Source organism: Pseudomonas sp. URMO17WK12:I6 (assembly GCF_003253625.1).
Taxonomy (GTDB): domain Bacteria; phylum Pseudomonadota; class Gammaproteobacteria; order Pseudomonadales; family Pseudomonadaceae; genus Aquipseudomonas.
This window is the reverse complement of sequence record NZ_QKYZ01000016.1, coordinates 36,929-61,936: the sequence shown is the minus strand read 5'-3', so window position 1 is coordinate 61,936 and position 25,008 is coordinate 36,929. Positions and strand designations below refer to the sequence as shown.

Sequence of the window (25,008 nt, the reverse complement as noted above, 5' to 3'; positions counted from 1 at the left end):
TTTTTCTACTGATATAGCTCTGGCTCGTTAGTCGAAGTGGTTGGTTTTGTATACGATTTGTTGACTCTTTATTGGTTTTTTGCTCCTCAATATTCTGGCTTTTTTTCAGATGGACGGCGGCAGCCCTTTAAAGTAATCAAATCTGGCTGTTTCGGGAGGGGGCGCAGGTCTGGGCCGGGATGGTTTCGAGCGGTGCCCATCCTCTGTCCCGTCAACGATTCAGTCCGCCGTGTGTCTGCCTGGGGTTGACGTGTTTTTCGCTCTTGGCGGTAGGGGGGAACCTTTTTTGTTGGGGGCTGCAGCTAGACCATAGGTAAGGAACCCGGTATTTCTGAGCTATTTTGAATGTTAAGACCAAAAAATGTTATAAATCAGTTTTGGATGGTTTCGCGCTTGTTTGCTCCGGGTCAGTGACCGCGTTTGAGGTTCACTCGGCCCAAGGGGGCTAACGTCGTCGACGTAAAGTCGTCGTGGAACCAGGGAGTGGTCATTTGCAAGTGTTACCCTTTTATGTAGGGCTATGGTTGTAGCCGTCTTACAGGGTGTTCGTATTAGTGCAGATAATTTACTCGTTTGGAAGTGCGTTGCTGAGAGTCAGCATGCCCATAGGATTTTTTGACGCATATGCTAAATATTAGTGATTTGTCATCAGTGGACAAACAAAAAGTCTTCGACTATCTCAAATGGAACAGTTTCCGTTCCGAGAAGTACAAGGTTTTATACGTTAGTACCCCCAAAGTTGCGAGTACTTCCCTGAAGTGGTGGTTTGCGTCACTGGAAGGTTGCTCGCAGGCCTTGCGCGGCGTCGGTGAGGCTGCGGGAAGCAATTCTGATCAAGTTGTTCACGAGATTCACAAGGTTGCGCCCCATGTCAGCGGGCTGGAAATAGACGACCTTTTGGAACCGCTTCTTGCTGATACATATTTTCGATTTGCCGCCGTACGAAATCCTTATAAGCGCATCTTCTCCGCATGGCAGTCGAAAATACTGTTACAAGATCCGGAGCAGGTCGCATCGTATCCAAAGTTTGAGTTATTACAGCAGCCGGTAAAAAGCGTAGCGGATGTTGCTTCGGCTTTTGAGGCGTTTCTGGAGTATCTCGCAAGTAATAGCGCATCTTCACCTGAAAAAGATTTTTGGGCGCCTCAAGCCACGCTATTGCGTCCGGATTTGATCAATTATTCCCTGTTGGTCAAAATTGAAAACTCCTCTGAACTCCATAAAGCATTATCGGAGCACTTCGGTGAGCAGGCCGCCGATCCTTTCGCAGAGCCTTCGCAAAGTGAAAATGTCATTCCCTTCCTTCCTGCTTTTATAACGGAACGAAGTGCGAGTTTGATTAAAGAGTTGTATGCCGAAGATTTTGATGTCTTCGAATATGATAGGCAAGTACCAGAACGTACAGAAGCGTTTTCGGTAGAGCAGTTGGATCTTGCGTTTGACGCGGCCAGGCTGATTCGGGAAAGTCGTCAACAAATAGGTGCGCGCTCCCTTCAAATTCAGGACTTGACCCAACAGATCGAGGATTTGAATCAGCGAATTGCCTCATTGAACCCGACTCTGTTCGAGCGTGAATCGCAGTTAAAAGAGCTCATGGGTTCTTTGGTTAAACGTGACCGGCATATCGCCAGTCTTGAGCAATCTGTGGGTGTGCTCAATAGGCAGTTAGTCGATCTCAAAGCCGTTTTGGTTGATTACGAAAAAGAGAATGTCAGTCTGAAGGCTGATCTGCTCAAGACGCAGCAGGAACTCCAGGCATTACTCTCTTCGCATTCCTGGCGTTTAATGTCGTCTGTGCGCATGGTTTCAGGGTTTGTGCGAGAGTCCGTCCATAACGTCAGAACGCTGACATGGAGTAAAGTTGTCGACTCGTTAAGGCGTCGTCGAGAGCTTTATAACGAAAATACTCTTCGTGAGATTCAGGAAAGCGGGTTGTTTGATCCGGATTATTACCTGGCCAATAATGCAGAAGTGCGTGCAAAAGGCACTGATCCACTCAAGCACTACATGCTCAAGGGCTGGATAGAAAATCGCAATCCTTGCGCCGCTTTCAGTCCTTCGGATTATCTGTTGGCCAACCCTGATGTTGCCGAGGCTCAGGTTCATCCGCTGCTTCACTACATTCAATGCGGACAGCTCGAAGGTCGCCCAATCAGATTGCCAGTTCGCATTTGCGAAATGACGGCGGTCAAGCGTCGACCCGTCGGGCGCAATGCGGTTTTCAATCCGTATGGTGAATATACACCGATACCGGTTCTCAAGGCTGTGCTCGAGGCACAGATCGAAGCCGTCAAAAAGTCAGGATTGTTCGACGAGAAGTACTACCTTGCGATGTACAGCGATGTGCCAGAGGTCTCGGTCGATCCGCTCAGGCACTACTGTGAACAGGGCTGGCGCGAAGGTAAAAATCCTTCCATGGACTTTGATACGCGCGCCTATCTCGCACTTTACAAAGACATTCAACACATTGGTCTCAACCCGCTTTGGCATTACATTGTCACTGGCGCGGCGGAGCATAGAATAGCGGTACCGGATGCACTCATTAATCACGAAAACGACATCCGTTTTGGTGAGGTTAACAGCGACATCAAGTTGCTCGCGTTCTATGTATCGCCTGACTGGGAGGCGTTGCGTAGTGCCAGATTCGCTGCCAAAGGCAATTCGCAGCGACCACGTCCTGACAAGATGCTTGGGTTGTATGATCCGTTGGATGGGCGTGTGCTCACCCAGCAGGTACTCAGTGCCAAGAGCCATGGCTTTTTTGGCTTTTGCTTTAAACTGAGCGCGGATTCGGTTGTGCAAGCGTCGCCACAGCCTCTGGACATTTTTCTTGCCCACACAGAAATCGACTTTAATTTCTGCGTTCAAATAGATTTGCATCTGGAAGGCCTGGCGAACAACTTGATTACGCCTGTTGTTGCAGTTCTAGCTGATAAGCGATGTGTGCGGGTTGATGAGCGTCCCGTCATCGTGGTTAAGCTCAATGAGTACGACGAAGACATCGTTGATTCAATTCGCAAGCTACGTGAGCGATTGAATGAACTGTGTGACGGCGTGTACCTGATTGCTCAGTTTGGTTTTGCGGGTTCGGAAGAGTTGGCGCAGGACCTGGATGGTTTGTGTGACGCCGTGCTTGATCTTTCTGCAGATCCTGTACCGGGCGAAACTGGCGTATTTACACCGCAAAACAAGAATGGAATAGATACCGTTCCGTATAACCTTGTTGCTTCGCAAGGGATCGTACGAGCGCAGAAAACACATCTTCGTACTACTCCTGTTTTCCACGCTATTTCATTGGGGCGTGATGAAACTGCGCTTAAGCAATATTCTCCTCTTGTGTATTCGCGCTTTCACATTCGTGACTATGGACGTTGGCTTGACGCGGCGATCAGGGGCGCGAGAAAGGCGCTCCCCGAGGATCGCCGTCTACTGTTCGTGAATGCCTGGAACAATTGGCAGGAAGGACTTTTCCTTGAGCCAGACAGTATCACCGGTTTTGGTCGGTTGAACGAAACAACACGCGCTTTGCTGGACATTGATTCCAGTATCGTTATGCCAAAAGTTTCGGTAATTGTTCCAAACTATAATCATGAGAGCTACCTTGCTCGTCGGCTGGATAGTATTTATGGGCAGACTTACAAGAATATAGAAGTTATCCTGATGGATGACTGTTCGACTGATGATAGCCGTTCGGTGTTAACTGGTTATGCGGAAAAGTACCCTGATATAACGCGCTTGTTGTTCAATGAGACGAATTCGGGTGGCGTTTTTCATCAGTGGGCTAAGGGGATCAAGGCGGCCAAAGGTGATCTCGTATGGGTCGCTGAAAGCGATGATTACTGTGATGAGCGTTTCCTGGAGGCGCTTGTTAGTTGTTTTGATGATGAAGCGGTCATGCTTGCGTACTCGAAATGTGAGTTCGTAACGACCGACGAAGTTGTGATGCCGGACCAGTTCCTTAACTATGTAAGTGATCTGGAGTGTGCGAATAAATGGGCGGGTTCCTATGTAAGCACAGCGCATAACGAAGTGCGCTCGGCGTTGGGTATTAAAAACACAATACCTAATGCCAGTGGCGTGCTTTTCAAGCGTCCCGTTGATATGCCACTGTTGGATGATCAGTCGTGGTTATCAATGAAGGTTGCCGGTGACTGGGTCTTCTATTTGCACATCATGCGTGGCGGAAAGATTGCTTACTCCACTGAGGGTACAAACTATTTCCGTCGACATTATGCAAGTACAGCCAACACCACTTATCGCAAAGAGGTCTTTTATCGCGAGCTCGGGGTGGCGAACAGAACGGTCCAGTCCCTCTACAATGTTCCGATGTCGGTGCTTGAGGCTTGTGAGGAATCCAGCAAGAAGCTGTATGACCACTATGTCGGGGGCTCCGCAGAAGAGTTTCTACGTTGGTACGACCATGATTCGATTGTTCGTGCAAGGGCTGACCGACTGCCGAACGTGATGGTTTCCACCATCGGCTTCTATCCGGGCGGTGCCGAAATTCTTCCGATTCGACTGGCAAACGAGTTTAAACGCCAAGGTATTTCCGTCTCCTTGTTTAGCGCCGGGATACCAAAACGTGAAGATGGTGTTCGCAAGATGCTGAGAAACGACGTGCCGGTGATCGAGACGTCGAATATCGAATCAGTGAAAGAGATCATTCATGATTTCGGAATTGAAGCACTTAATAGCCACCAGTGGTACGTTCAGAAGTATCCGGTCGATGTCCCGGATGTTTTTTCCGAGCTTGGCGCCCATGTGGCTGCTCTGCACGGGATGATTGAACATGGCAATGGAGTGACTGATGAACAGTTGCGCATTGCTGACAAAGGTGTCAGTACATGGGTCTACACCGCTGAGAAAAATCTTGTTCCTTTCTCGGACATCTCACTGTACGACAAGTCTTCTCCCCGTTTCGTCAAGGTTCCTAACGGGTTGCAGCCGCCGGAAATCGTTCCAATCTCGCGCGTGCAGATGGGTATACCGGAAGATGCTTTTGTATTGTGTTGTGTCAGTCGGGCAATTCCCGATAAAGGCTGGGGCGAAGCTATCCAGGCGGTAGAACTTGCGCGATCACTTTCCGGTCGGGACATCCGTATTATATTGGTCGGTAATGGCCTGGTGTACGATGAATACTGTCAAGCAGGTGCGCCGGACTTCGTTTACCTGGCTGGCTTTAGTGATAACTCCGTAGGCCATTATGCTGCCGCGGACATGGGCATCATGTTATCGACCTTCAGGTCAGAGAGTTTCCCTCTGACCATTGTCGATTGTCTGTTCGCCGGCAAGCCATATATTGCCACAGACGTAGGCGACATCAAAAACATGTTGACGATAGAGAGCGGCGTTGCCGGGGAGATTATCGGGTTGGAAGATTGGGTCGTCCCAATCGAGAGTGCGGCCCGCGTGATTGCAGCGTTCGCGACAGATGAACGGAAATACAAGGAAGCCGTCGGCCTGGTGAAAGACGTTTCCAGTCGATATCGAATTGACGCCGTTGCCTCTCAATATCTTCGTTTGTTCGAGCGTGACATTCAGCAGCGCAGGGCGGAGCCGGCGAAGGCCGAAGCCGCTGGCCTGACTGTCCAAGACCTGTAGCCGGAGTTGCTGTAAGCAGGACAGCTAGCGTTAAGGGGAGGGCTCACAAGGCAGGTCCGGCTGATTACCAGGCCTGCGCTGAGAGCAAGACGGGCGTCTCCGGCAATTTGGTAAGCCGCCTCTCTTGACGTATCATTAGCCGTCACAGTGTGTTCCGTTAAACAATAAAGTGTAGGTCGTTGCAATGGTTGCCAAGGATGGGGCAGGTCACGCCCGCCTTGTCTGCTGCTGCACAAGGCGGCAGTTTCAACCATATCAAGCGCTGGAGGGCAACGTTGAATAATTCCGAGAACACTTCCCCTAATCCCGTTAAGCGGTCCCTGGTTTTGGGGGGGCGTGGTTTCATAGGCACCCACTTGATAGACGCATTGCTCGATCAGGGCCATTTTGTGCGCTGTTTCGATCGTCCCAATGTGGCGCCGTTGGGTGAATCCCACTTCAATCATCCTAATTTCGAGCTTTGCGAAGGAGACTTCACCAGCGAGGCCGAAGTCGCCAAGGCATTGGAAGGTTGCGATGTTTGCTATCACCTGGTGTCTACGACCCTCCCCAAGTCTTCAAATGCGGATCCCGTCTTCGATGTGGAGAGCAATGTCGTTGCGACCATCCGCCTGCTAAACCTCGCGGTGAAGTCCGGGCTGAGGAAGATTGTTTTTATTTCCTCCGGCGGCACGGTGTATGGAGACCCTACGCAAGTACCTATTCCAGAAACCCATGCTACTGACCCGGCCTGTTCCTATGGAATTGCCAAGTTGGCGATCGAGAAGTATTTGGCGCTTTTCCATCGCTTATACGGCCTTGATTATACTGTTCTACGTCTTGCAAACCCCTTTGGTGAGGGGCAGCGCACCTATGCTAGCCAAGGCGCGGTTGCCGTATTCCTTGGCAAAGTCCTGCGTGGCGAGACGGTTGAGATTTGGGGCGATGGCACGGTTGTACGCGACTACATTCATGTCTCTGATGTGGTGAAAGCGTTGTTAGCATCGTCAGCGCAATCCGGTGAAGAGCATGTGTTCAATATCGGTTCAGGGCGCGGACATAGTCTCAATGAGGTTCTTGACGCGATCGAGAGGGTCACGGGGCGAAATGCCAGTCGTGAGTACTTGTCGGGTCGAGGATTTGATGTGCCTGTCAGTGTCCTGGATATCGAACGCGCCAAACAGTCTTTGGGGTGGGCCCCTTTCGTGAGTTTCGATGAGGGGTTGGAGCGCTTTGCTGCTTGGTTATTGGATAATCCGGAATAAGCACGTTGATTTAACGATGTAAACACTCCATAAGCCCGCTTCTTGGAAGGTGAGCTTATGGGGCGGTTACGATCTCTGGGAAGGCTTCAAAAGCGGGGGGGCATAAGGCGTCAAATCGATCTGTAAAGGGTTGCCATCCGGCCGGGTTGTGATGAAAGAAATGCCCTTCCAGAATATTACGTATAAGAACGCCGATTTGTTGGATATGTTTGCACCCGCGAACATCATCAATCAAATCGGCGTTCTTGTTTCTGTATTTCCTTTCATCCATGAAAGACCAATTGACGCGACTGTAGCTGATTTGTCGGTGATTGGCAGGTGCGTCTTATGGTGTAGAACTCAATGGACTAATTGTTTCTCTTTCAATAGTTTTCGTGTGATGGTGTTAACCTGCTTAACCCACCAGTCATCAAAGCGAGAGAGTGGTACTGCTAATGCAATTGAAGTGGTGGCGGTGACAATAAATACGATAATTAAGCTTTGTGTGTTGCTGATTCCGTGATTTGCAAGTTTGATATATACGTAGCTTGATAGTGAGCAGATCACAAGGGTATGGACAAGATAGAGTGGAAAACTGATTTTTCCAATACCCCTTAAAAATTTCCCGTTCAGGTTTTTAAAAACCTTTTGATTGCTCATGGTTGCGAAAATTATGCAGGCGGAACCAAGTGTGTGGAGCAAGGTTTGGGTGTGAGCTTTCATAATATCTGGGATGACTGAAGCCCAAACGTATGACTTTTCCGGGATCATGTATCCGAGCAAGTATAGCCCGAAAATAATTAATGCTATGGAGGCGAGGAAGGGGATTTCATTTTTGTTTTTGGTCAGATAAACAGAAAGAAATGTACCGGCAACAAAGGGGAATATGAAGTCGTTATAGAACAGTGCTGATATTGAAATAATTATGAAGGCGTAAATAAGGTAGCGGTATTCGAGTATTACTGAAATAAAGCATGCAAGCATAAAGACAATCATGCTGCCGTAAAATTCGGGTTTCATAGTCCAAAGGTTTGTATTGTAGCTAGCTACTCCTGTGAAAAAAGTTGTTATTCCTTGTGTTAGAGCTCCCCAGAAGCTCGGTTCAAACCCTGGCGTCCATCCGTAAGCAAATGTCGCAAGCCATGGGCTCAAGCTAAGTTGTGAAGCGTCGTGGAAATAGTAAAAACCAAGCTTGAATAAGCAGTAACTTGCGACAGTGGTAATCGTTACTGTGGCGGCCAGTCTAGGAAATCTTTTAAGAAATGCCAGAAGCAGTTTTTGTGGGTTTTCATGATTAAAATAGGACCAGCATAAAACAAACCCGGAAAGGGTGAAGAAAAAACCGACAGCTGCTGTGCCGTTAAAAAGAGCAAAATATGGCTGCCCTATTAAACTGTCTTTGTTTCGTGCGTCCCCTAATAATCCAGTTGTATATGGGGAAAACCCTAAAAAAAAATGGTGAACAAGCACAATAAATGCAGCTATTCCCCTATAGGCTTCTAGGGGGAATAGTCTATTGCTTCCAGTTTCCAGTTTTGCTGACATGTCAGGCCTTGAATATTTATCGTTTGATCTATGAGTGCGGGATAATAGGCATATTTATTTGTTTTGGCTAGCCTTGGCCAATAGCTTTGGGGGAGTTGCCCAGCGGTGGCGTCATCTCTCTCCGCGCTGGGGGAGTTTTCACACGGTCGCCGAATTTGTTGACGAGCACGTCAGCGCAGGTAGGTGAATAACGTCACCATAATGACCCGTTCAATCGGAGTTGCGAGGCTATCGATAGTTTTTTTGGGGGGGATTGGATGCAGATAAACATTTTCGGCTGTTGCGTCGGGTTACATCATGAGGTGTAGCTGGCAAGAGGCGTTGTTGCTTTGGCTTCTACGCTGCAATGGCTAAACGGCTACTTTCATAAAAAACCAATGTTCATCCTAACTTGATAAAGTGGTTTTTTATGAGTTCACCGGTTTATTAACTTATTGAGGGTTGCAGGCGCGAACGAAAATATTAGTGGCCAAAATAAGCTCGGGTAACTGTTTCGGGGTCCGAGTCCATTTTTATTTTGCCGTGCTCCAGCCAAATGACCCGATTGCATGTATGCAGCACCAGGTCACGGGAGTGGCTGGCTATCACCAAAATGCTGGTGGCTTGGACCAGTTCGTTCATCCGAGCTTCTGCTTTGTGCTTGAAGCCTTCGTCTCCTACCGACAGCCATTCGTCCATGATCAATATTTCAGGTCTGATGGTCGTCGATACCGCAAAGGCCAGGCGCAAGTGCATGCCGGAAGAGTACGTGCGTACCGGCAGGTCAATGAAGTCACCCAGTTCTGAAAACTCAATGATTTCGTCGAGTTTTTCTGCAATATCGCTTTTTGTCATCCCAAGCAGGATGCCGCGCATGAAGATGTTTTCCCTGCCGGATGCCTCCGGGTCTATCCCTAATGAAATATCAATGAGGGAAGCGACTTCGCCGCTGATACTGGCGGTGCCAGCGGAGGGGGCGTATACACCGCTCAGCAGTCTGAGTAATGTGCTTTTGCCAGCGCCGTTATGACCGAGTAACCCAACCCGGTCTCCGTCATTGAGGGAGAAAGTAAGGTCCTCCAGTGCTCTGACGATCACTCGGCCTTGGTCGTTGGCACTGAGTTTGCCGCCTGTAGCGACTTGAATCAGTTGCTTTTTCAGAGAGCGAGAACTTGCGTTGTAGATAGGGAAATCAACGCATGCGTTATGAAATTCAATACAAGCCATAATAGTTTTCTTCTTAGAGCCAATAAGCAATGCGACGTTTATAGAGGCCATAGATGATGATCGCTATGCACCAGCCAAACAGAGCCATGCCCCCGGCCACGCACCAGCTAACAGTGCTCACATCCTGTCCGAGCAAGGGGGCCCTGACGATTTGTATGAGGTGATAGATGGGGTTCAAATCCAGTAAATAAGTGCCGGCTCGTCCTGGTAGCAGGCTTGGAAGCCACATGATTGGCGTCAAGTAAAAGGCAATTTGCAAGGCGCTCGCAATGATCTGCGGGAGATCGCGATATCGAGCGCATAAAAGGCTCAATATCAAGCAGATCCATGCCAGATTGAGAATAAGCAGTGCAAAGCCCGGGACACTCAACAGTGCTCCAAGACCCAATGGCTTCTGAACAGCCAGCAGTACAAGCGGGAAAATGACGATGTTGTGCGCGAGGATCAAAGTATTGCGCCATATTGTGCGTAAAATATGCACGAATAATGGGATGGGGAGTTGTTTGATAATGCTTTCTGCGGCGATGAGGCTGGTGCAGCCCTCTAACACGCAGGTAGAAATAAAACTCCAGAGAATCATACCTGCTGCAAGAAATGGCAGAAAGTCTTTCATGGGGGAGTTAAATATTTGGCCAAATACGAGGCCAATGGTACCAATCATAACGCCCATGCTGATGGTTAGCCAAAACGGTCCGACAGCAGAGCGTCTATACCGTTGACGTACATCCTGCCATCCGAGCATGCCTACCAGAGAATAGCGCTTTACAGCTGTCGCTATATCTGCCATGGCGGCGGTAATTGAGTTGTTTAGCATTCGAAACACCGGGTTGTCAAAACAGTCAATGATTGTAATCTTGTAGGAGGGGGGGGTGTCACTTTTTCCATCCCGTCTGGTTTCCAGTTTTTTACGATCGCGGGATGTACTCCACGTAGAGTGCCTCCCCCTGTTGCAAGGAGGGAGCATAAAGCCTGCAGCTATTTCGTATGGCGCGCGCTCGCTATCATGCCAAGCTTGAGCTATTCGCTCAAAAAATAAGTGCTTGTGTCGAGCGGGTCAGGTGTGCTAGCGATCATAAATAGAATCTCTGTCAGATGATTCGCACTTTCTCTATCATCCCATCATCCCACGGTCAGATGTGAACTCCCAAGAAATTTCCCTCACTCCAGAAACGCATTTTGGGTTAAGTCACGGCGTCTGATCGTCAGCGCTCCAATAAATCGCCTGCTCGGAAGCGGGCGGAGCGATTAGCCAATGGTTGCCGACGAGCAGTTTCGCGGCAGCAACGTTTCGTGGTTTTCAAGCGAGTTTCGCCTCCGTGCGCTGTCTGTCGGGCAGGCCGGTCAGAGGGGTGAATTATAGCGGCGCTTTCAGTTAAATGCTCCTTCCTGGACCCTGCCATGTGCAAGTATTGGGCGATCTCGTCCTCATTGAGGTTACAATGCTGACCAACGACCGCGTAAAAAGGAGGGGGGCTGCGTGCTCGAAAGTTTGAATGGATAAAGTACGGAGAGTTTTGCTGGGTTTGCCTCGTAGGCAAAAAAGACTGATACAGGTCGCCACCGATGTGGTTTTGGTGTGGGTCGCTTTGTGGCTGGCTTTTATCGTCCGCCTCGGCATCGACGACATGTACAATCCGCTAAAGTCGCATTTCTGGCTGTTCGTCAGTGCCTCGATTATTGCCATTCCCCTTTTCGTACGCTTTGGCATGTACCGCGCCGTCATGCGCTACTTCGGCAATGACGCGCTGATTGCCATCGTCAAGGCAGTCAGTCTGTCCTCGCTGATCCTCGCCGTGGTCGTCTACTGGTACAGCAATCACGAAGTCGTGGTGCCGCGCTCCATCATCTTCAATTATTGGTGGCTAAGCCTGGTAATCATTGGCGGCCTGCGTCTGTGCATGCGTCAGTATTTCATGGGCGATTGGTTCACCGCTGCGCAGCATGTACCGTTTGTCAATCGAGACGATGGTTTGACCAAGGTCGCCATTTACGGTGCTGGCGTCGCGGGCAACCAGTTGGTTGCAGCGTTGCGCATGGGGCGCGTGATGCGTCCTGTGGCGTTTATCGATGACGACTCCTCTATCGCGGATCGTTCGATTGCTGGGTTGCAGGTCTTTAAGCCCAAGCATATTCAGCAGATGATCGACGTGACTGGTGCTCAGGAAATCCTTCTGGCGTTGCCGTCTTCGACTCGTGCGCGGCGTAGGGAGATTCTCAATTTTCTGGAGGACTTCCCGCTTCATGTGCGCAGTGTTCCGAATTTCACTGATCTGGCCAGTGGTCGGGTCAAGGTGGATGACATTCAGGAAGTCGACATTGCTGACCTGTTGGGGCGGGATTCGGTGCCGGCGCAGCCTGATTTGTTGGCTCGATGCGTCAAGGGCAAGACGGTTTTGGTGACGGGGGCGGGCGGTTCGATCGGTTCCGAACTCTGCCGTCAGATTTTCTCCCTGGGGCCAACCACGCTGCTGTTGTTCGATCATAGCGAATTCAATCTCTACAGTATTTTGTCTGAGCTCGAGCATCGCATTGCTCGTGAGTCGTTGTCTGTCCGATTGTTGCCGATACTGGGGTCGATTCGTCATCCACATAAACTTTTGGATGTAATGAAGACCTGGAGCGTGGACACGGTTTATCACGCGGCGGCCTATAAGCACGTGCCGATGGTTGAGCACAACATTGCCGAAGGTGTGCTGAACAATGTGATCGGGACGCTCAATACCGCTCAGGCTGCATTGGAGGCAGGTGTTGCAAACTTTGTGCTGATCTCGACCGATAAGGCTGTACGCCCGACCAATGTCATGGGTAGCACCAAACGGCTGGCCGAGTTGACCTTGCAGGCCCTCAGTCGTGAGTTGGCACCGGTGTTGTTCGGGGACAAGTCCAATGTGTCCCGGGTCAACAAGACCCGTTTCACCATGGTGCGGTTCGGTAATGTGTTGGGCTCGTCTGGCTCGGTAATTCCGCGCTTTCACAGCCAAATCAAATCAGGCGGGCCCTTGACGGTTACCCATCCGAAGATTACCCGTTACTTCATGACCATTCCCGAGGCGGCACAACTGGTAATACAGGCCGGCTCCATGGGGCAGGGGGGGGACGTGTTTGTGCTGGACATGGGCGAGCCGGTCAAGATCATTGAGCTGGCGGAGAAGATGATTCACCTGTCTGGCTTGAGCATTCGCTCGGAGAAAAATCCGCAAGGCGATATTGCCATCGAGTTCACTGGACTGCGTCCTGGGGAAAAGCTTTACGAAGAGTTGCTGATCGGCGACAACGTGTCCGCTACCCGGCACCCGATGATCATGAGTGCCAAAGAGGACCATTTGCCTTGGGAAGTGCTCAAGCGCAACTTGATGGAGTTGCTGTCTGCCGTTGAGCGGGATGATTATTCGCGGGTTCGCCAACTTCTGCGTGACACTGTCAGTGGTTACGCGCCGGACGGTGAAATCGTGGACTTGATTTACCAGCAGCGTCGCCTCGAGCCCTGATCCTTGCGCACTCTGTAGTGGACACATTTTTTGCAAAACTTCCCCATCACCCACGTTTGGGAGGCTGCTTCGGAAAAGCTGTTCTTCTGGCGTTTGGGTGCGCAGCCACATAGGCACCGGATTGTATGGTCGAGAGCAGGGGGGAGGCGGCGTTTCTGTTCGCTACGGTGATATTGGGTCGGCCGTATTGGGGCCGGTTAAGCGCAAGCTTGGGTAATCAATAAGATTTTTACGTCTCAAACGGTAACATATACACTGTTTGCACGTTGAGTGTGGTGGCTTCAACAGCGCCGCCGTTGCCAACGCATCGCGAAACTAGACTGCACTCAAACGGATGTCGGGCAGTTTTTAATCCTGCTGATATCGAGCACCGTCACCGGAAGGATGTTGAGTCTGGCCACTCAGCGATGAGTAAAGTTCGTTGGCGGCGATCCTCACCTACCACTTATGGACGACGGGTGAGAAATACTAGGCGCGCCCCTTCCACTCGGACATCGCAAGCGCGACGGCGTCCGGAAGATATATAGCATCGTTCATTCCGACCTTGTAAAGCGTCGCATGCGCGGGCTATCCAACTATAGGTTGCATGCGTCGTTTGTGGCTCTCATGTAGAGAGGACTGCAAGCTGGCTGCTCAACAATAATGCGCGTCAACAGGAACTGCGAGATGATTTTATCGAGAATCAAGAGGTTGGTGGGGCTGTTTATGCCGGGTGTGGCCAGCAGCCAGAGAACGGTCGATTTCACATTGTTGGAGCTGTCCGGTTTATTTGACCGGGAATGGTATCTAACAACGAACGCTGACATCGCCGCGAGCGTCACTGATCCACTTGCGCATTATTTCGAACACGGATGGAAGGAAGGGCGTCAACCGAGCGCGTTCTTCGACGGAGCCTGGTATCTCGGTCGCAATCCCGATGTTGCGCAGGCGGACATCAATCCATTGCTGCATTACGTCCGTTCTGGGCAGGCTGAAGGACGCGCACCAAACGCCTTTTTTGACTCTGACTGGTATGAAAGATTCATCGTCCGGACTGAAGAGGACGCGGGATGCACGCCATTCGCGTTTTTCTGGTCGCGTGACGCAGCCATGCATCCGCCATTGCCTGAACTCCAGCCGCTTTATGCGTGTCGGAGCAACCTGGTGAAGGACGGCCGTGACCAGTACATGCGACTCGTTGCAGCGGCCCAGCCATGGTGGGCGCGATTTGGTCGCGACAAATTTGCGATTTTAGTGGAGCTGTTCTCGCCTTACGAAGACGATCCTGGAATCTGTACGGAAAGCGACGACGCTATTGAGCGTCTGATCGCCTTTCTGTCGGCCGCGTGGGAAATGGAAATCGCCCCTGGCCCCCTATTCAGCGTGGAGCATTACCGACGTATCATCCAGGACCGCGGTCTAGTGCTGCAGGACGGGGAGACCCTCTTGCAGCATTTCCTTCGCGAGGGTATTGATAAGCAAATCATCCCCACACCCTATTTCGACGAGATTTACTATCGGGCGCAATATCCATCTGTTGCGGCCGACATGTGGGCGTTCGAACATTTCGTCAGTCAGGGTGTATTCGAAGGGTGGCGCGCATCGAGTCAGCCGCGGTTGGTCGTAGTTCAGCCAACCACCTCCTCCATGCAGGATGGCACAGCACGTCTTAACAATTGGAAGTATTTCCTGTCGTCCTGCGGTAATGGCGGCGATCTCGGTGAACTGTATCGCGGTGTGCCCCACTACACGCAGGTCATCGAAGACATCCTTCGTTCCACAGCATTCGCGAAGACGATAAGTCGCGCTTTAGAGATCGAGCCCGCCATCGGTGACGTATCGGACATCTGTAATGTGCAGGTAGCGCCATTCCACGACGCTCGCAACATAGCTCGTCGTGCGCTGCGCGCGCTGTTCGCGCGCGATCACTACGATATGATCGTCTGCGTGCCTTGGATTCGCACGGGAGGCGCTGATCTCGTTGCATGCCAGATTTGCGAAGCAGTGTCCTTGGCGTTTCCTGGCAAGTCGGTTTTATTGCTCCGTACCGATCAATCGCACTTCGACCGCCCGGAATGGGTCTCTGCTGGTGTCGACGTTGTCGACGCATCAGGCATATTCCGAGATATTCCACCCCACCAAGCGCAAACTCTGCTATACGGCCTGTTCATGGGGCTCGCGCCGTCCTGGATCATCAACATCAACAGCCGGTTGTGCTGGGACGTGATGGCACGCTTCGGAGCACGGTTGTCCGAAAGCATCGATCTTTATTCATACCTCTTCTGCTGGGACCAGACGGCAAGCGGCTTTCGCGCCGGCTATCCGAGTATATTTTTCCCGGAAACGATGGGCCATCTGCGAGCAGTGTTCACCGATACGATCTATATGAAGAGCGAACTGGCGAAGATCTACAACCTGCCTGCGTCACTCTCAGAGCGGATTGTTCCACTATTCTCGCCGCCGCGTGGGGATATCGGCGGGCAAACGGCGACCGAAGAAAGTATCAAGACCGAGAGTAAACGCCTACGCCGAAGGGTACTGTGGGCCGGCCGTCTCGATCGGCAGAAGCGATTCGATCTTGTGCAGGAGATCGCGCACAGGATGCCTGAGGTCGAATTCCTGTGCTGGGGAACGCCGCTGCTCAATTCTCCGCCGGATTACAGCCGCTCTCCGGCCAACCTGATTCTGCATGAAGGCTTTTCATCCTACGACGAATTACCGCTGTACGATGCGGATCTCTGGCTGTTCACGTCGGACTGGGAAGGCATGCCGACGATAATCATCGAGCTCGCGCTACGCGGCGTCAGTATAGTCGCGAGCGCTGTGGGCGGGGTTCCCGAGCTGATCGACGAGCAGACTGGGTGGCCGGTTGACGGCGTTCGCAGTGTCGATGATTATGTTGGCGCAATTCATGCTGCGCTTGAAGCACCTCACGAACGAATTGTCCGGGCGCAGCGTCTGCGAGAACGGGCACATAGTCGGCACAGCATGCAGGCCTATGCGAAGCAAGTGTCGGATGTTTTGAATGAAAAGGTGGGTGCGTGATGGAAGTTTCCGCAATTATGACGGCCCATAGAGAAGGAGTGCTTAGCGGCCCGTCGATCTCGAGCTTCCGCGAGGCGATCGATCATGCAAGAGATCAAGGCATTACTGTCGAACCAATCGTTGTGCTCGATCGTCCCGATGCGTTGACATGCACCATGTTCGCCGAAGCGGATCGCTGGGGAGCGAAGGTCGTCGTGACCGATTTTGGCGACCCGGGACTCGCTCGAAATCATGGGATCAGCCTGGCTTCGGGGCGCTACGCGACGTTTCTGGATGCGGACGACCTGTGGAGCTTCAACTGGCTCGTCGCTGCTCACCGTTTCTGTACGGAGATAGGTAGACCAGTTATCGCGCATTCGCAATTGAGCATCATGTTCGGGCGTGAGCGGCTGTTCTGGTTGCATGTCGATTCGGATCACCCGGAGTTCGAACGGGATTATCTACAGATAGGCAATTATTGGGAGGCGTTGTCGTTCGCGCCGCGCGAGATCTATGCGGATTTCCCGTTCCACCAGAACGAACTGGCGTCGGGGTATGGGCACGAGGATTGGCACTGGAACTGTACGACCCTTTCAAAAGGCTTTCCGCATAAGCCCGTACCGGACACAGTGCATATGATACGCCGCCGACTTGGAACACAAGGCGCGCGCGCTTATAACAGCGACGTCGTACCGTGGCCGACCGAACTCGTGCGTTTTTCGCGTTGACGGCGGGTTTGGCGATCCCCACCGGTAAGCCCGCTGCAGCTGTGCAGATGAAAGCTATGCTTGCCGAGATCGATGCTTACTAGCGTTAAATCGATCATGACGATGCCTCCGAAGATAAAACACCCTGCGAAAGCGTAGCTCTCGCAGGGTTTGGGGGTGACCATCTTTAGTCCCCCTTTGTCTCAAGGTATTGGGCTTCCCTAAATCCATCGACGGCTTGGTCGCTCTGGTCGAGCCGGATATCAAGGTCGCAGTGTTCGGTAATCCCCCTTTTTTTAATCTGTTCCGCCTCTGTATCACCACGTGCTGGAGGTGCTGGGACAGTGAATATAGCCAGTTCAGTAGCAGTAACTGGGGGGGGGGGCTGGCGCTCCTGGCATTGTAATCGTATGGGAACACGCATGATGAAACGTACGCAAACATCGCCAATGGTGTCGTGCAATACCTGTTGCCTACGGATGGTGACATCACTGAGATGTTTCATCCGGATATGATCTGGGTGGCCGTTACGGATGCCGCCCCAGTCCCGGCAGTTAGATGGACTGCTGTGGAAGCAGATGGCATATGGAGATTTGCTGCGCCATTTCTTCCCGTACCGACAGACGCCGAGCTGAGAGCCGCCGCACTAGTGCGTGTGATGCTCTGCTGGCGCAGGCCAACGAGGCTGCTGCGGGCATGGCTGACGCCTTTTTGGCTGACCTTATCAGCGGTGCTGATAAAGCCATGTTCAAGGCCTATGCCGCGTACAAACTTGCCCTGAATAAGATTGATCAGCAACCAGGTTACCCAGCCACCGTTGACTGGCCGATAGCCCCAGCAAACTGAATCTAGGATAGACGCGAGACGGAGCGAGTGAGGATAAGGTAGCATCCCGGCCGTCAACAATTTATCGCCAGGATATTAGCCTTAATGGACAGTAAGGGTATGATCGACAGCCTGACTTCGCTCCGTTTTTTCGCGGCGTTTGCCATCGTCTTGCATCACGCAAAAGGATTGGTTTTTTCCAATGAGTTCATGCAAGGAGTTCCTCTTTTTTCTGGTGTGACTTTTTTCTTTGTTTTATCAGGCTTTATCCTAAGCTATGTATACTCCGGGAAAATTGAGTCTATCGGACTTTATAAATTCTATACTTCGCGGTTTTCAAAAATATGGCCTCCACATATTTTTACGTTTATCTTGGCTCTGGTCTTATTCCCTACGTATCATTGGCCGAATGGCTCAAATGAAGGGTGGTTGGTAGCGTTTCTAAACGCAACACTTCTCCAATCTGTTGTTCCTGTCCCGGCATACTATTTTTCATTAAATAGCATCTCTTGGAGTATTTCTGCAGAGCTGTTTTTTTATGCGGCGTTTCCATTTCTGCTATCAGGCCTTAATAAAAATTGGCATTTTAAGCTGGCGGCTTTGCTTCTGCTGGGTGGTGTGTCTCTTTATATTTTTGATTTGAGCGGCAGCAATTATTTTTCTCCTGATAAATGGACGGAATTTTCAGGGCACGGCCTGGCATATATTAGTCCGCTATTCAGGGTTCAAGAGTTTTTCATGGGCATGTTGCTATTTAGAGTGTTTGATTATATTAAAGGGTGGAGGGGGTTCGGATTAGCTCTGTGCACCGCGCTTGAGGTTTTGTCCGTAGCCTGTGTTGTGTTTTTGATACAGCGTATTGTGGATCTTTCATATTCGCTTTCTGGATCTGGGAATGATGCTTCAGGTGAGTTTTGGTCGCACTGTGCAATAGGCCTATTTTTCGGTTTGGTGATTGTGTGCTTTGCCATAAACAAATGCTTGATATCAAAAATTCTAAAACAACGCCTTTTTGTGGTTTTGGGTGAAATAAGTTTTTCCATGTATCTTATTCATCAGGTTGTGTTGAGGTTCTATGATGCGAACAGGGCTATGTTTGAGCCTTTGCCAAGTGATGCGATATTTCCTGTGCTTGTAACTGTTACCTTTGTATTTGCATATGGCATGTGGCGATTTGTTGAGTTGCCGGCGCAGTCGCGACTTAAGAGTCTGTTTTTTGAGCTGGGCCGCAAGCAAGAGAGTCGAAGCCCAACCGCATTAACCTGATCGAATAATTAAAATAAACCCGCTCCGGCGGGTTTTTTATGCCCGGAGAAAAGTATGCCCATCACCGAAAAAGATCGAGACATTCTCGCCCGCACTTTGTGGGGGGGGGGGGCGCGTGGAGAAAGTCTTGCCGGCCAGATCGCAGTGGCTTGGACCGGTCGCGGTAGGAATGGCAGTCACCTGCCATTCCTACCGCGACCTTTGTTTTTAAAGGTGCCCTTCACGTGTGTTAATAGGTGATGCCCGGAACCACGGTGGTGACGATGTCTTTGCCATGGTGGTGGCAGGCTTCAGCCAACAGACGGGCAAGGATCCGCTCCTGCTCCGCGGCAGTAAGCTTCAGGCTCTTTAACGTCGACTTCCAACAGTCGGCATCCGCGAGCAGCTTGCTCAAAATTGTTGGTGCCCCCCAGAATGACCCACTCACCGGGTACGGAAGGTGGTGTGACGCTGGCGCGTCGAATCCAAGAGACTGACATAGGCTTGAAATGATTTCGGCATTGGCGGTAACGTCATGAATGTTAGGGTCTTCAGGGAAAACCAGTCCCAGATCCATATCGGATGATTCGCCGCTCAGACGACCTGCGATGATCCCCAATGCATCATACTTGCCGCCTATCATGTTTTCGATCAGGTACTGCTGATAGGTTTCCCGGTCGCTGAAATCGATGTCGATCGGGTCGGTACTCAGGTTGATGTGCGCGATCGCTGTGTAATCCTGGTAAGGAATGGTCGCCAGGTGTTTGAGAGTCGCAAGTAATGGCTGATCTTCACTCACCAGTATATTCAGTACAGAGTATCGCTCCTTCTGAAGGCGTTCCTTCATGGTGATAGCTGCCAGCTCGTCCGGAGCAAGAATGACGACATTAATCTGGGCTGACTTTTTCACGAGAAGCTTGACGATTTGCTCGATAGAGTCTGCAGAGCGCAGGCTTATAAATATCAACGACTTACTATCGGTGGAGGTGGAGGTGGAGGAATGATCTTTCCACGAAAGGTTCTTCCAATTCCATGGTCCCTCGGGGCGGCCGGCACTCAGAAAGTGCGCCAATGGATCCTGAGCTCCTATCGCCGATGCATTCATATCCTGGTAAACGCGGGGATCAAAGCCTGGGAATAACTTGCGTCGCAACACGCCGCGCGTCCACGAGCGTACGTATCGGCGAATAGCTTCCGTAGCCGTTGATAGCCGCACACCTGCCGGTGGGTAGTAGTCTAAATCAACAACCCCGGCTTGTTGTATCGTGGTTGCGTCAACATGCTCCTGACGGGACAGAGCTGCATTATCCTCTGTAAGGGCAAGTAATTGTTCGACGTAACGGGACATATTGAATTCGCGTGCAGCCAGAGATCGGGCCTGCTCTCCGACCTTGTCCCGAGCTTCTTGCGACGAGGCCAATCGAATGAGTTTGTTGGCCATGCTGTGGGGGTCTAGATAAGGCGCGACACACTCTTCCTGGAGGCCATTGCGCTTAAGGATGTCTGCAATACCTGTTGTCTTGTCGAAACATAAAACCGGTAGGCCCAAGACCATGGCGTCAATGGCAACGTTGGGCAATGGGTCCAAACGGGAGGTCAAAAGCATCATGTCGCTCAGGGCGTAGACATGCTCGATGGCGTCTGTTTCGGAAATGATCTTGAATTGCTCCGTGATTCCGGCACGTTGAATCTGATCCTGAAGGTACATAGAGTAATGAACATCTTGCTCCGGATTGTAGTTATTACCGATCCAGACAAAACGGCACTTATGACCTATAGGTGAATTTATTACGCGGGTCGCGCACTCGATAAATAGGTCCACACCCTTGCGGATTTGTACCCAGCCGGCGCCTAATATAACGATCGTGTCATCTTCAGGTCCACCCGGGCGCATAATTTTTTGCAGCATCGCCTTCTCTGCTTCAATATGATCTGGATCATGTGCGTCGCCCGGAATAATGCTTTTGCCTTGCGCCAATACAGGAAGTTGACACGAAGCTAGTTCTGGCAATACCTGTGTTGCGCTGTCAAGTGTAATATCGGCAGAAAAAACGGTTTGACTTGCCCACAACAATGCATTTTGCATGGCCGTGCGCGGTCGACTATATTCAGCGAACTCGTGGATTAAACTTATTGTTGGGATATAGCGATCAGCCAAGGGCTTGAGTGCTACATAGGATCCCAAACTATTCACAATTGCAAATTGAAATGAGTATGTATCGAGGAATTTGCCTATTACCCAATCGGCGTATGTCTGGTTTTGGTAAAGATTCACCGGGCCGGCAACTATTGCTCCAGTCTCTATAAAAGACTTTTCCAATGGTCCGCCACCCAGCAGCAGGGTTACTACGTTGAATTGCGAGGTGAGGTGTTCAACGATATTCAGGCTAAGAATAGGGGCGCCGGTTCTCGAAGCCTCATGACTGATTAGCAGAATGGTAGGCTTATCATTATGCAGCGACTCGACGGGTCGACTCAAAGTGACAGATGGAATACTGCCAAGCAGGCCTTCGGCCCGCCCGTGATCCAGGAAGTGCCGTTCCGGATCAGCGAGCGAGGCGAGAACTGGATACATGGCTCGATAGAAGTCGGCGTTGAATGGCTCTGTCGGTTCATGGAGCAGTCCGCCATTTTCGCCTGCATAGTCGCGAGAAGCCTGCGATATCGGCTTTGGAGCACCTATGCGGCCTTCCTGGATGCCGTGGCAAAGATAGTGTACGACTGCGGGAATGCCGGTCGCTTTAACATCGGGATAAGTTTCGAGGTAGTAGTTTTCGTCAAAAGCTTCTCCATTGGGAAGAATTATCGACGGAAGCCTTTTTTTTATGTCCGTTAAACTGATCAGGCGCCAGAATCGTGAGTTAAATAAGCGCTCCCACGAGTTGGACAGTGTTTGAATATACTCTTGTTTCAGCCCCGCCTCAGAGGCTTTCCATTTTTCCAGATTAATTTCCAGTTTTTTGTTCTGGGAGCTTAGATCCGCCAGTTCAGATTTGAGGCGGGCATTTTCATCGGAAAGTTTAATGATGGTGGTTTGTTCTTGGTCTACTTGTTCGTTATTTTTCATGGTCGTCTTCGACGGTAAGTTGCTGTGGATGTTGTGGCGCCGTGTGCCACTACATTCTCGGTATTTAGCGCTTTGATCTGCGTTTTTAAAGAAATGCTTTCCAGGTTGGCATTGGCGAGTATTTTTGGTTCAGTCTGGCTGTTGAGCCGTACGCTTTCGAGGTGCTGAGCGTGACGGGAGCTAGAGTCTGGATACTCATTGATGTATTTCGATATCTCATCTTCGGTCGGCGCTGGCAGGTCAAGCGCCGAGGCAGAGTCTAGCCGGCTTAACAGCTTGTTATTGACAGCAGTGACGTCTCTGTCTTTCCAAAAACTGGCCGTATGGTCCATATCCATCGGATGGAGGGGGGCACCAAGCTCAACGCCCATGGTACTGAGTGCACGCGCAAGTGCGATGTTTCCGCTGCGATGCATGCTCAGAACCATGGTTGTTTTCTTGGCAGTCAAATGGCTATCGTCCTTGGAAAAAATTCAGCGCTGGTAAACAGGGTGAATGCAGGAACTGAGTGCAACACGGTCATTGAATGGATGTAGGCGGCATTATGCTGCATGGCATGACGCCTTGCATCACCTCACCCATGACCTGAGTGGGCATTTGAAGTCGAAGCTTTTTAGTGGCCCCCTCGTTCATTGCTAGGCAATGTCGTTCGTGTCTCCCGGTTGCGAACCGACAAGTGCGTGCCTTTGGGTCGGTACTGGAGGATTAGAGCGTTGATACCACCATCGACTTTTGCGATACATGGAAAGCCTAAGGCCTATCTTCTTCTCGTCCTAACTCATTGAATTATAAATGTAAAATTGCATTGTAATAGCTCTCGGACAGTGCGAGCTTGCAATGCCCCGATTGATGCTCAGCGATGAGCACTGGTCGAAGCGGCGGGAAATTCTGCTGCACAAGACCAGCTACAACAAGCGTGATCTACGGATAACGGTCGAAGGCATGTTGTATTGCATGCGCACAGGCTGTCCCTGGAGTGACTTGCCCGAAGCATTCGGCGGCTGGAGCAGGGTCTACAAACAAGCGGCTCAATGTGGTTCAAACGCTTGTGACTGATCCTGATATGGAGTGGGTTTAAATCGATGGCAGCTATGTCAAAGCCCACCAGCACAGTGCAGGAGCTGCAAGCGGTCTGAAGAGGTTGATACGAACGTATTACCCGAAGGCAGGCGGTGGTCGCAAACCCTATCCGTTGGAGAGCATGCTGCGCATTCATCTGTTGCAGAACGGGTTCTCGATCAGCGAGTTACGCGGTCTCGTGGGGCGTCAAGCGCTACCTCTAACACCCCATAGACCAATTCACATTAAAATTGCCCGCTTATGGGCATGCATTGTTGAAGGTGCCATGGGCGCCGCCCAAGGCGGCTAATTGCCGGAGCCCGGGCCGTGTGGTCCGGGCTCCTCTACGTGCGATTTCAGCGAAATGACCAGCGCTTGTGGCCGAAGTAGCTGGTAAACACCGGCACAGCCACGCCGACTGCGTGCGCTATTTCATGCTTGAAGGACTCCATGCCCATTGCAGGCAGGATGTACGATGCCAGGCCAATACTGATGATCCATGTCTGTACGACCGCAACCAGGTTGACCAGTACAAAGAACATTGCCGAGTGATGGATGGGCTGTTGGCTTTCGGTAAAGACAAACATTCGTGCCAGTACAAAGGCGGTGATCATGCCGGTCAGGTAGGCGAGCCCGATCGAGACTGAAAAGCTCAGCCATTGGTTATAAAGAATCCTCGAGAAGAAGTTGACAGCAGCTGCACTACCCCCCGTCACCAGAAAGGCAAGGAACTGTCGATTAAGCAGCTGTTTCACTTAACTGCATCCCTTGCCATGTTTCTACCGAAATCGATGCTCTCGGAAATACCGCGATCCTCGGGATAGTAGTAGGAGGTATCGGCTACCCACAAGCCTTGCACTGGCAGCGAAACCGGCGGCAGCCGGTCCAGATAGCCCGGGTCGCAAATGGGCTGCGCATGCCGATAGCGGCTGGCGCGGATATCGATGAAGTCCTCATCGTTCAGCGTCGGGTTGATCTTCTTTAAGTAGCGACGCACCTTGTCGAGGAAAGCCTGGTCCGGTTCGGCGAACTTAGGATGTTCACCAGGCATGTAGAACGGCACATAGACAATGTGTTCGTTCATTGGGCGCAGGTTGGTGTATTCGACAAGTCCGGGGATATCCATCTCGGGGTCGTTGGTATTGAGCCAGAAGTTCTCGGTCAGAGGCTTGCGCAGCTTGGCGATCACGCAGACCACCGCAACGTTCTTGAGGGCTGCGAAGCGCGCGAGAATATCCTGTGGCAGGTCCGGCATCAGGGAGGGCACATAGGGCAGGGGCACGGTGCTGATGACCTTGTCGAAGCGCTGGATTTCTTCCCCGCAGACCACACCCTGAACCTTGCCGTGTTCGATGATCACGCGGTTGACCGGCGACTTCAGGCAAATGATCCCGCCGTGTTTTTCGATGTCGGCCTTCAGCGCTTGCAGCAGGGTGTCAGAACCGCCATCCAGGTAGCCGAGTTTTTCGCGGAACAGGCTATAGCGCGAGCGGCCGATGCGGCGGATGCGGCTCCAGATCCAGGCTGCCGATAGGTTATCGGTGTAATGGTAAAACTTGTAGTCGAACAGGCGCTTCCATAGCACTTCCCAGGCCTCGGCCCCGACCCAGCGCTTGATCCAGCCCGTGGCTTCGACGTTGTCCAGAGGCTTCCAGTCATTTCTCTTGGTGGACAGGAATGCGTGTAGGCCATAACGGACTTTGGCTGTCAGACTTAGGCCCTTGAACTTGAGCAGAGCAATGGGGTTACCCCAAGGTTGCAAGCGGTTTTGATACCAATAGCCCATTTTGGTTTCGACCCAGCGCATTTTCGAGGCCAAGCCCAACTCGTCCAGTACCTTCAGGAAGGCGTGGTCAGAAATGCAATGGAAGTGGTAGTAGCGCTCGATGGTGGTGCCCGAGAAATCGAACGCCGCGGTCATTCCACCCACACGGTCATCCGCCTCGAATACCACGGGTTTATGCCCGTCCCTGGCCAACTGGTAGGCCACTGCCAGGCCCATGGGGCCAGCGCCCAGCACGGCAACTCTTTGTCCCATC

Annotated in this window: 14 protein-coding genes and 3 pseudogenes; 10 read left to right on the top strand and 7 right to left on the bottom strand. The window is 51.4% G+C overall.

From position 1 onward, the window contains the following. The first annotated feature begins 651 nt into the window (after positions 1-651). Positions 652-5,601 carry a glycosyltransferase gene (locus tag F475_RS24305; protein WP_158538469.1) on the top strand — a complete coding sequence of 1,650 codons (4,950 nt, stop codon included), beginning with the start codon at positions 652-654 and terminating at the stop codon, positions 5,599-5,601. A 197-nt stretch (positions 5,602-5,798) separates the two neighbouring features. Next, the gene (locus F475_RS24300; RefSeq protein WP_225609238.1) at positions 5,799-6,845 is read left to right on the top strand and encodes an NAD-dependent epimerase/dehydratase family protein; all 1,047 of its coding nucleotides are present in this window, start codon (positions 5,799-5,801) and stop codon (positions 6,843-6,845) included. Positions 6,846-7,184: 339 nt separating this feature from the next. Here F475_RS24300 and F475_RS24295 read toward each other — a convergent pair whose 3' ends face one another. The 3 genes from F475_RS24295 to F475_RS24285 all read right to left on the bottom strand — a co-directional run bounded on the left by F475_RS24295 (position 7,185) and on the right by F475_RS24285 (position 10,389). Beyond that, a complete protein-coding gene (locus tag F475_RS24295; protein WP_111454893.1) occupies positions 7,185-8,369 on the bottom strand; it encodes an acyltransferase in 1,185 nt (394 codons plus the stop codon). Positions 8,370-8,831: 462 nt separating this feature from the next. Beyond that, complete coding sequence (locus F475_RS24290; RefSeq protein WP_064616677.1) at positions 8,832-9,575, bottom strand: ABC transporter ATP-binding protein; 744 nt, start codon at positions 9,573-9,575, stop codon at positions 8,832-8,834. 13 nt (positions 9,576-9,588) lie between these two features. Beyond that, on the bottom strand, positions 9,589-10,389 hold the full coding sequence (locus F475_RS24285) for an ABC transporter permease (protein ID WP_256597240.1): 801 nt from the start codon (positions 10,387-10,389) through the stop codon (positions 9,589-9,591). A 679-nt stretch (positions 10,390-11,068) separates the two neighbouring features. Between F475_RS24285 and F475_RS24280 the strand changes: the two genes are divergently transcribed. The 6 genes and pseudogenes from F475_RS24280 to F475_RS30845 form a co-directional block, all read left to right on the top strand. After that, positions 11,069-13,063, top strand: a complete 1,995-nt coding sequence (locus F475_RS24280) for a nucleoside-diphosphate sugar epimerase/dehydratase (protein ID WP_111454892.1) — start codon at positions 11,069-11,071, stop codon at positions 13,061-13,063. Between the two features lie 666 nt (positions 13,064-13,729). Continuing rightward, positions 13,730-16,087 carry a glycosyltransferase family 4 protein gene (locus F475_RS24275; RefSeq protein WP_158538468.1) on the top strand — a complete coding sequence of 786 codons (2,358 nt, stop codon included), beginning with the start codon at positions 13,730-13,732 and terminating at the stop codon, positions 16,085-16,087. Further along, positions 16,087-16,794, top strand: coding sequence for a glycosyltransferase family A protein (locus F475_RS24270; protein WP_086944637.1), 708 nt, complete (start codon positions 16,087-16,089; stop codon positions 16,792-16,794). The genes F475_RS24275 and F475_RS24270 overlap by 1 nt, the downstream gene beginning before the upstream one ends. Before the next feature lie 537 nt (positions 16,795-17,331). Further along, a complete protein-coding gene (locus F475_RS24260; protein WP_111454889.1) occupies positions 17,332-17,619 on the top strand; it encodes a tail fiber assembly protein in 288 nt (95 codons plus the stop codon). Positions 17,620-17,718: 99 nt separating this feature from the next. Further along, on the top strand, positions 17,719-18,864 hold the full coding sequence (locus F475_RS24255) for an acyltransferase (protein ID WP_158538466.1): 1,146 nt from the start codon (positions 17,719-17,721) through the stop codon (positions 18,862-18,864). Between the two features lie 54 nt (positions 18,865-18,918). Then, positions 18,919-19,032 (top strand): annotated as a pseudogene (locus F475_RS30845) (cell wall hydrolase); the annotation flags it as partial. A gap of 61 nt (positions 19,033-19,093) precedes the next feature. Here F475_RS30845 and F475_RS24245 read toward each other — a convergent pair. Both F475_RS24245 and F475_RS24240 read right to left on the bottom strand, forming a co-directional pair. Next, a complete protein-coding gene (locus tag F475_RS24245) occupies positions 19,094-21,910 on the bottom strand; it encodes a glycosyltransferase family 4 protein (RefSeq protein WP_111454887.1) in 2,817 nt (938 codons plus the stop codon). Then, entirely contained in the window at positions 21,907-22,359 is a 453-nt protein-coding gene (locus tag F475_RS24240) for a hypothetical protein (protein WP_146602954.1), read from the bottom strand. The genes F475_RS24245 and F475_RS24240 overlap by 4 nt, the downstream gene beginning before the upstream one ends. A 388-nt stretch (positions 22,360-22,747) precedes the next feature. Between F475_RS24240 and F475_RS24235 the strand changes: the two are divergent. Both F475_RS24235 and F475_RS24230 read left to right on the top strand, forming a co-directional pair. After that, positions 22,748-22,985: pseudogene (locus tag F475_RS24235) on the top strand (transposase); the annotation flags it as partial. Positions 22,986-23,036: 51 nt separating this feature from the next. After that, positions 23,037-23,156 (top strand): annotated as a pseudogene (locus F475_RS24230) (IS5/IS1182 family transposase); the annotation flags it as partial. A gap of 169 nt (positions 23,157-23,325) precedes the next feature. Here the strand turns inward: F475_RS24230 and F475_RS24225 are convergent. Together F475_RS24225 and F475_RS24220 are read right to left on the bottom strand one after the other, a co-directional pair. Further along, the gene (locus tag F475_RS24225) at positions 23,326-23,724 is read right to left on the bottom strand and encodes a GtrA family protein (RefSeq protein WP_111454885.1); all 399 of its coding nucleotides are present in this window, start codon (positions 23,722-23,724) and stop codon (positions 23,326-23,328) included. Continuing rightward, positions 23,721-25,007: an NAD(P)/FAD-dependent oxidoreductase gene (locus tag F475_RS24220; RefSeq protein WP_111454884.1), complete on the bottom strand. Its 1,287-nt coding sequence runs from the start codon at positions 25,005-25,007 to the stop codon at positions 23,721-23,723. The genes F475_RS24225 and F475_RS24220 overlap by 4 nt, the downstream gene beginning before the upstream one ends. Position 25,008 lies beyond the last annotated feature (1 nt).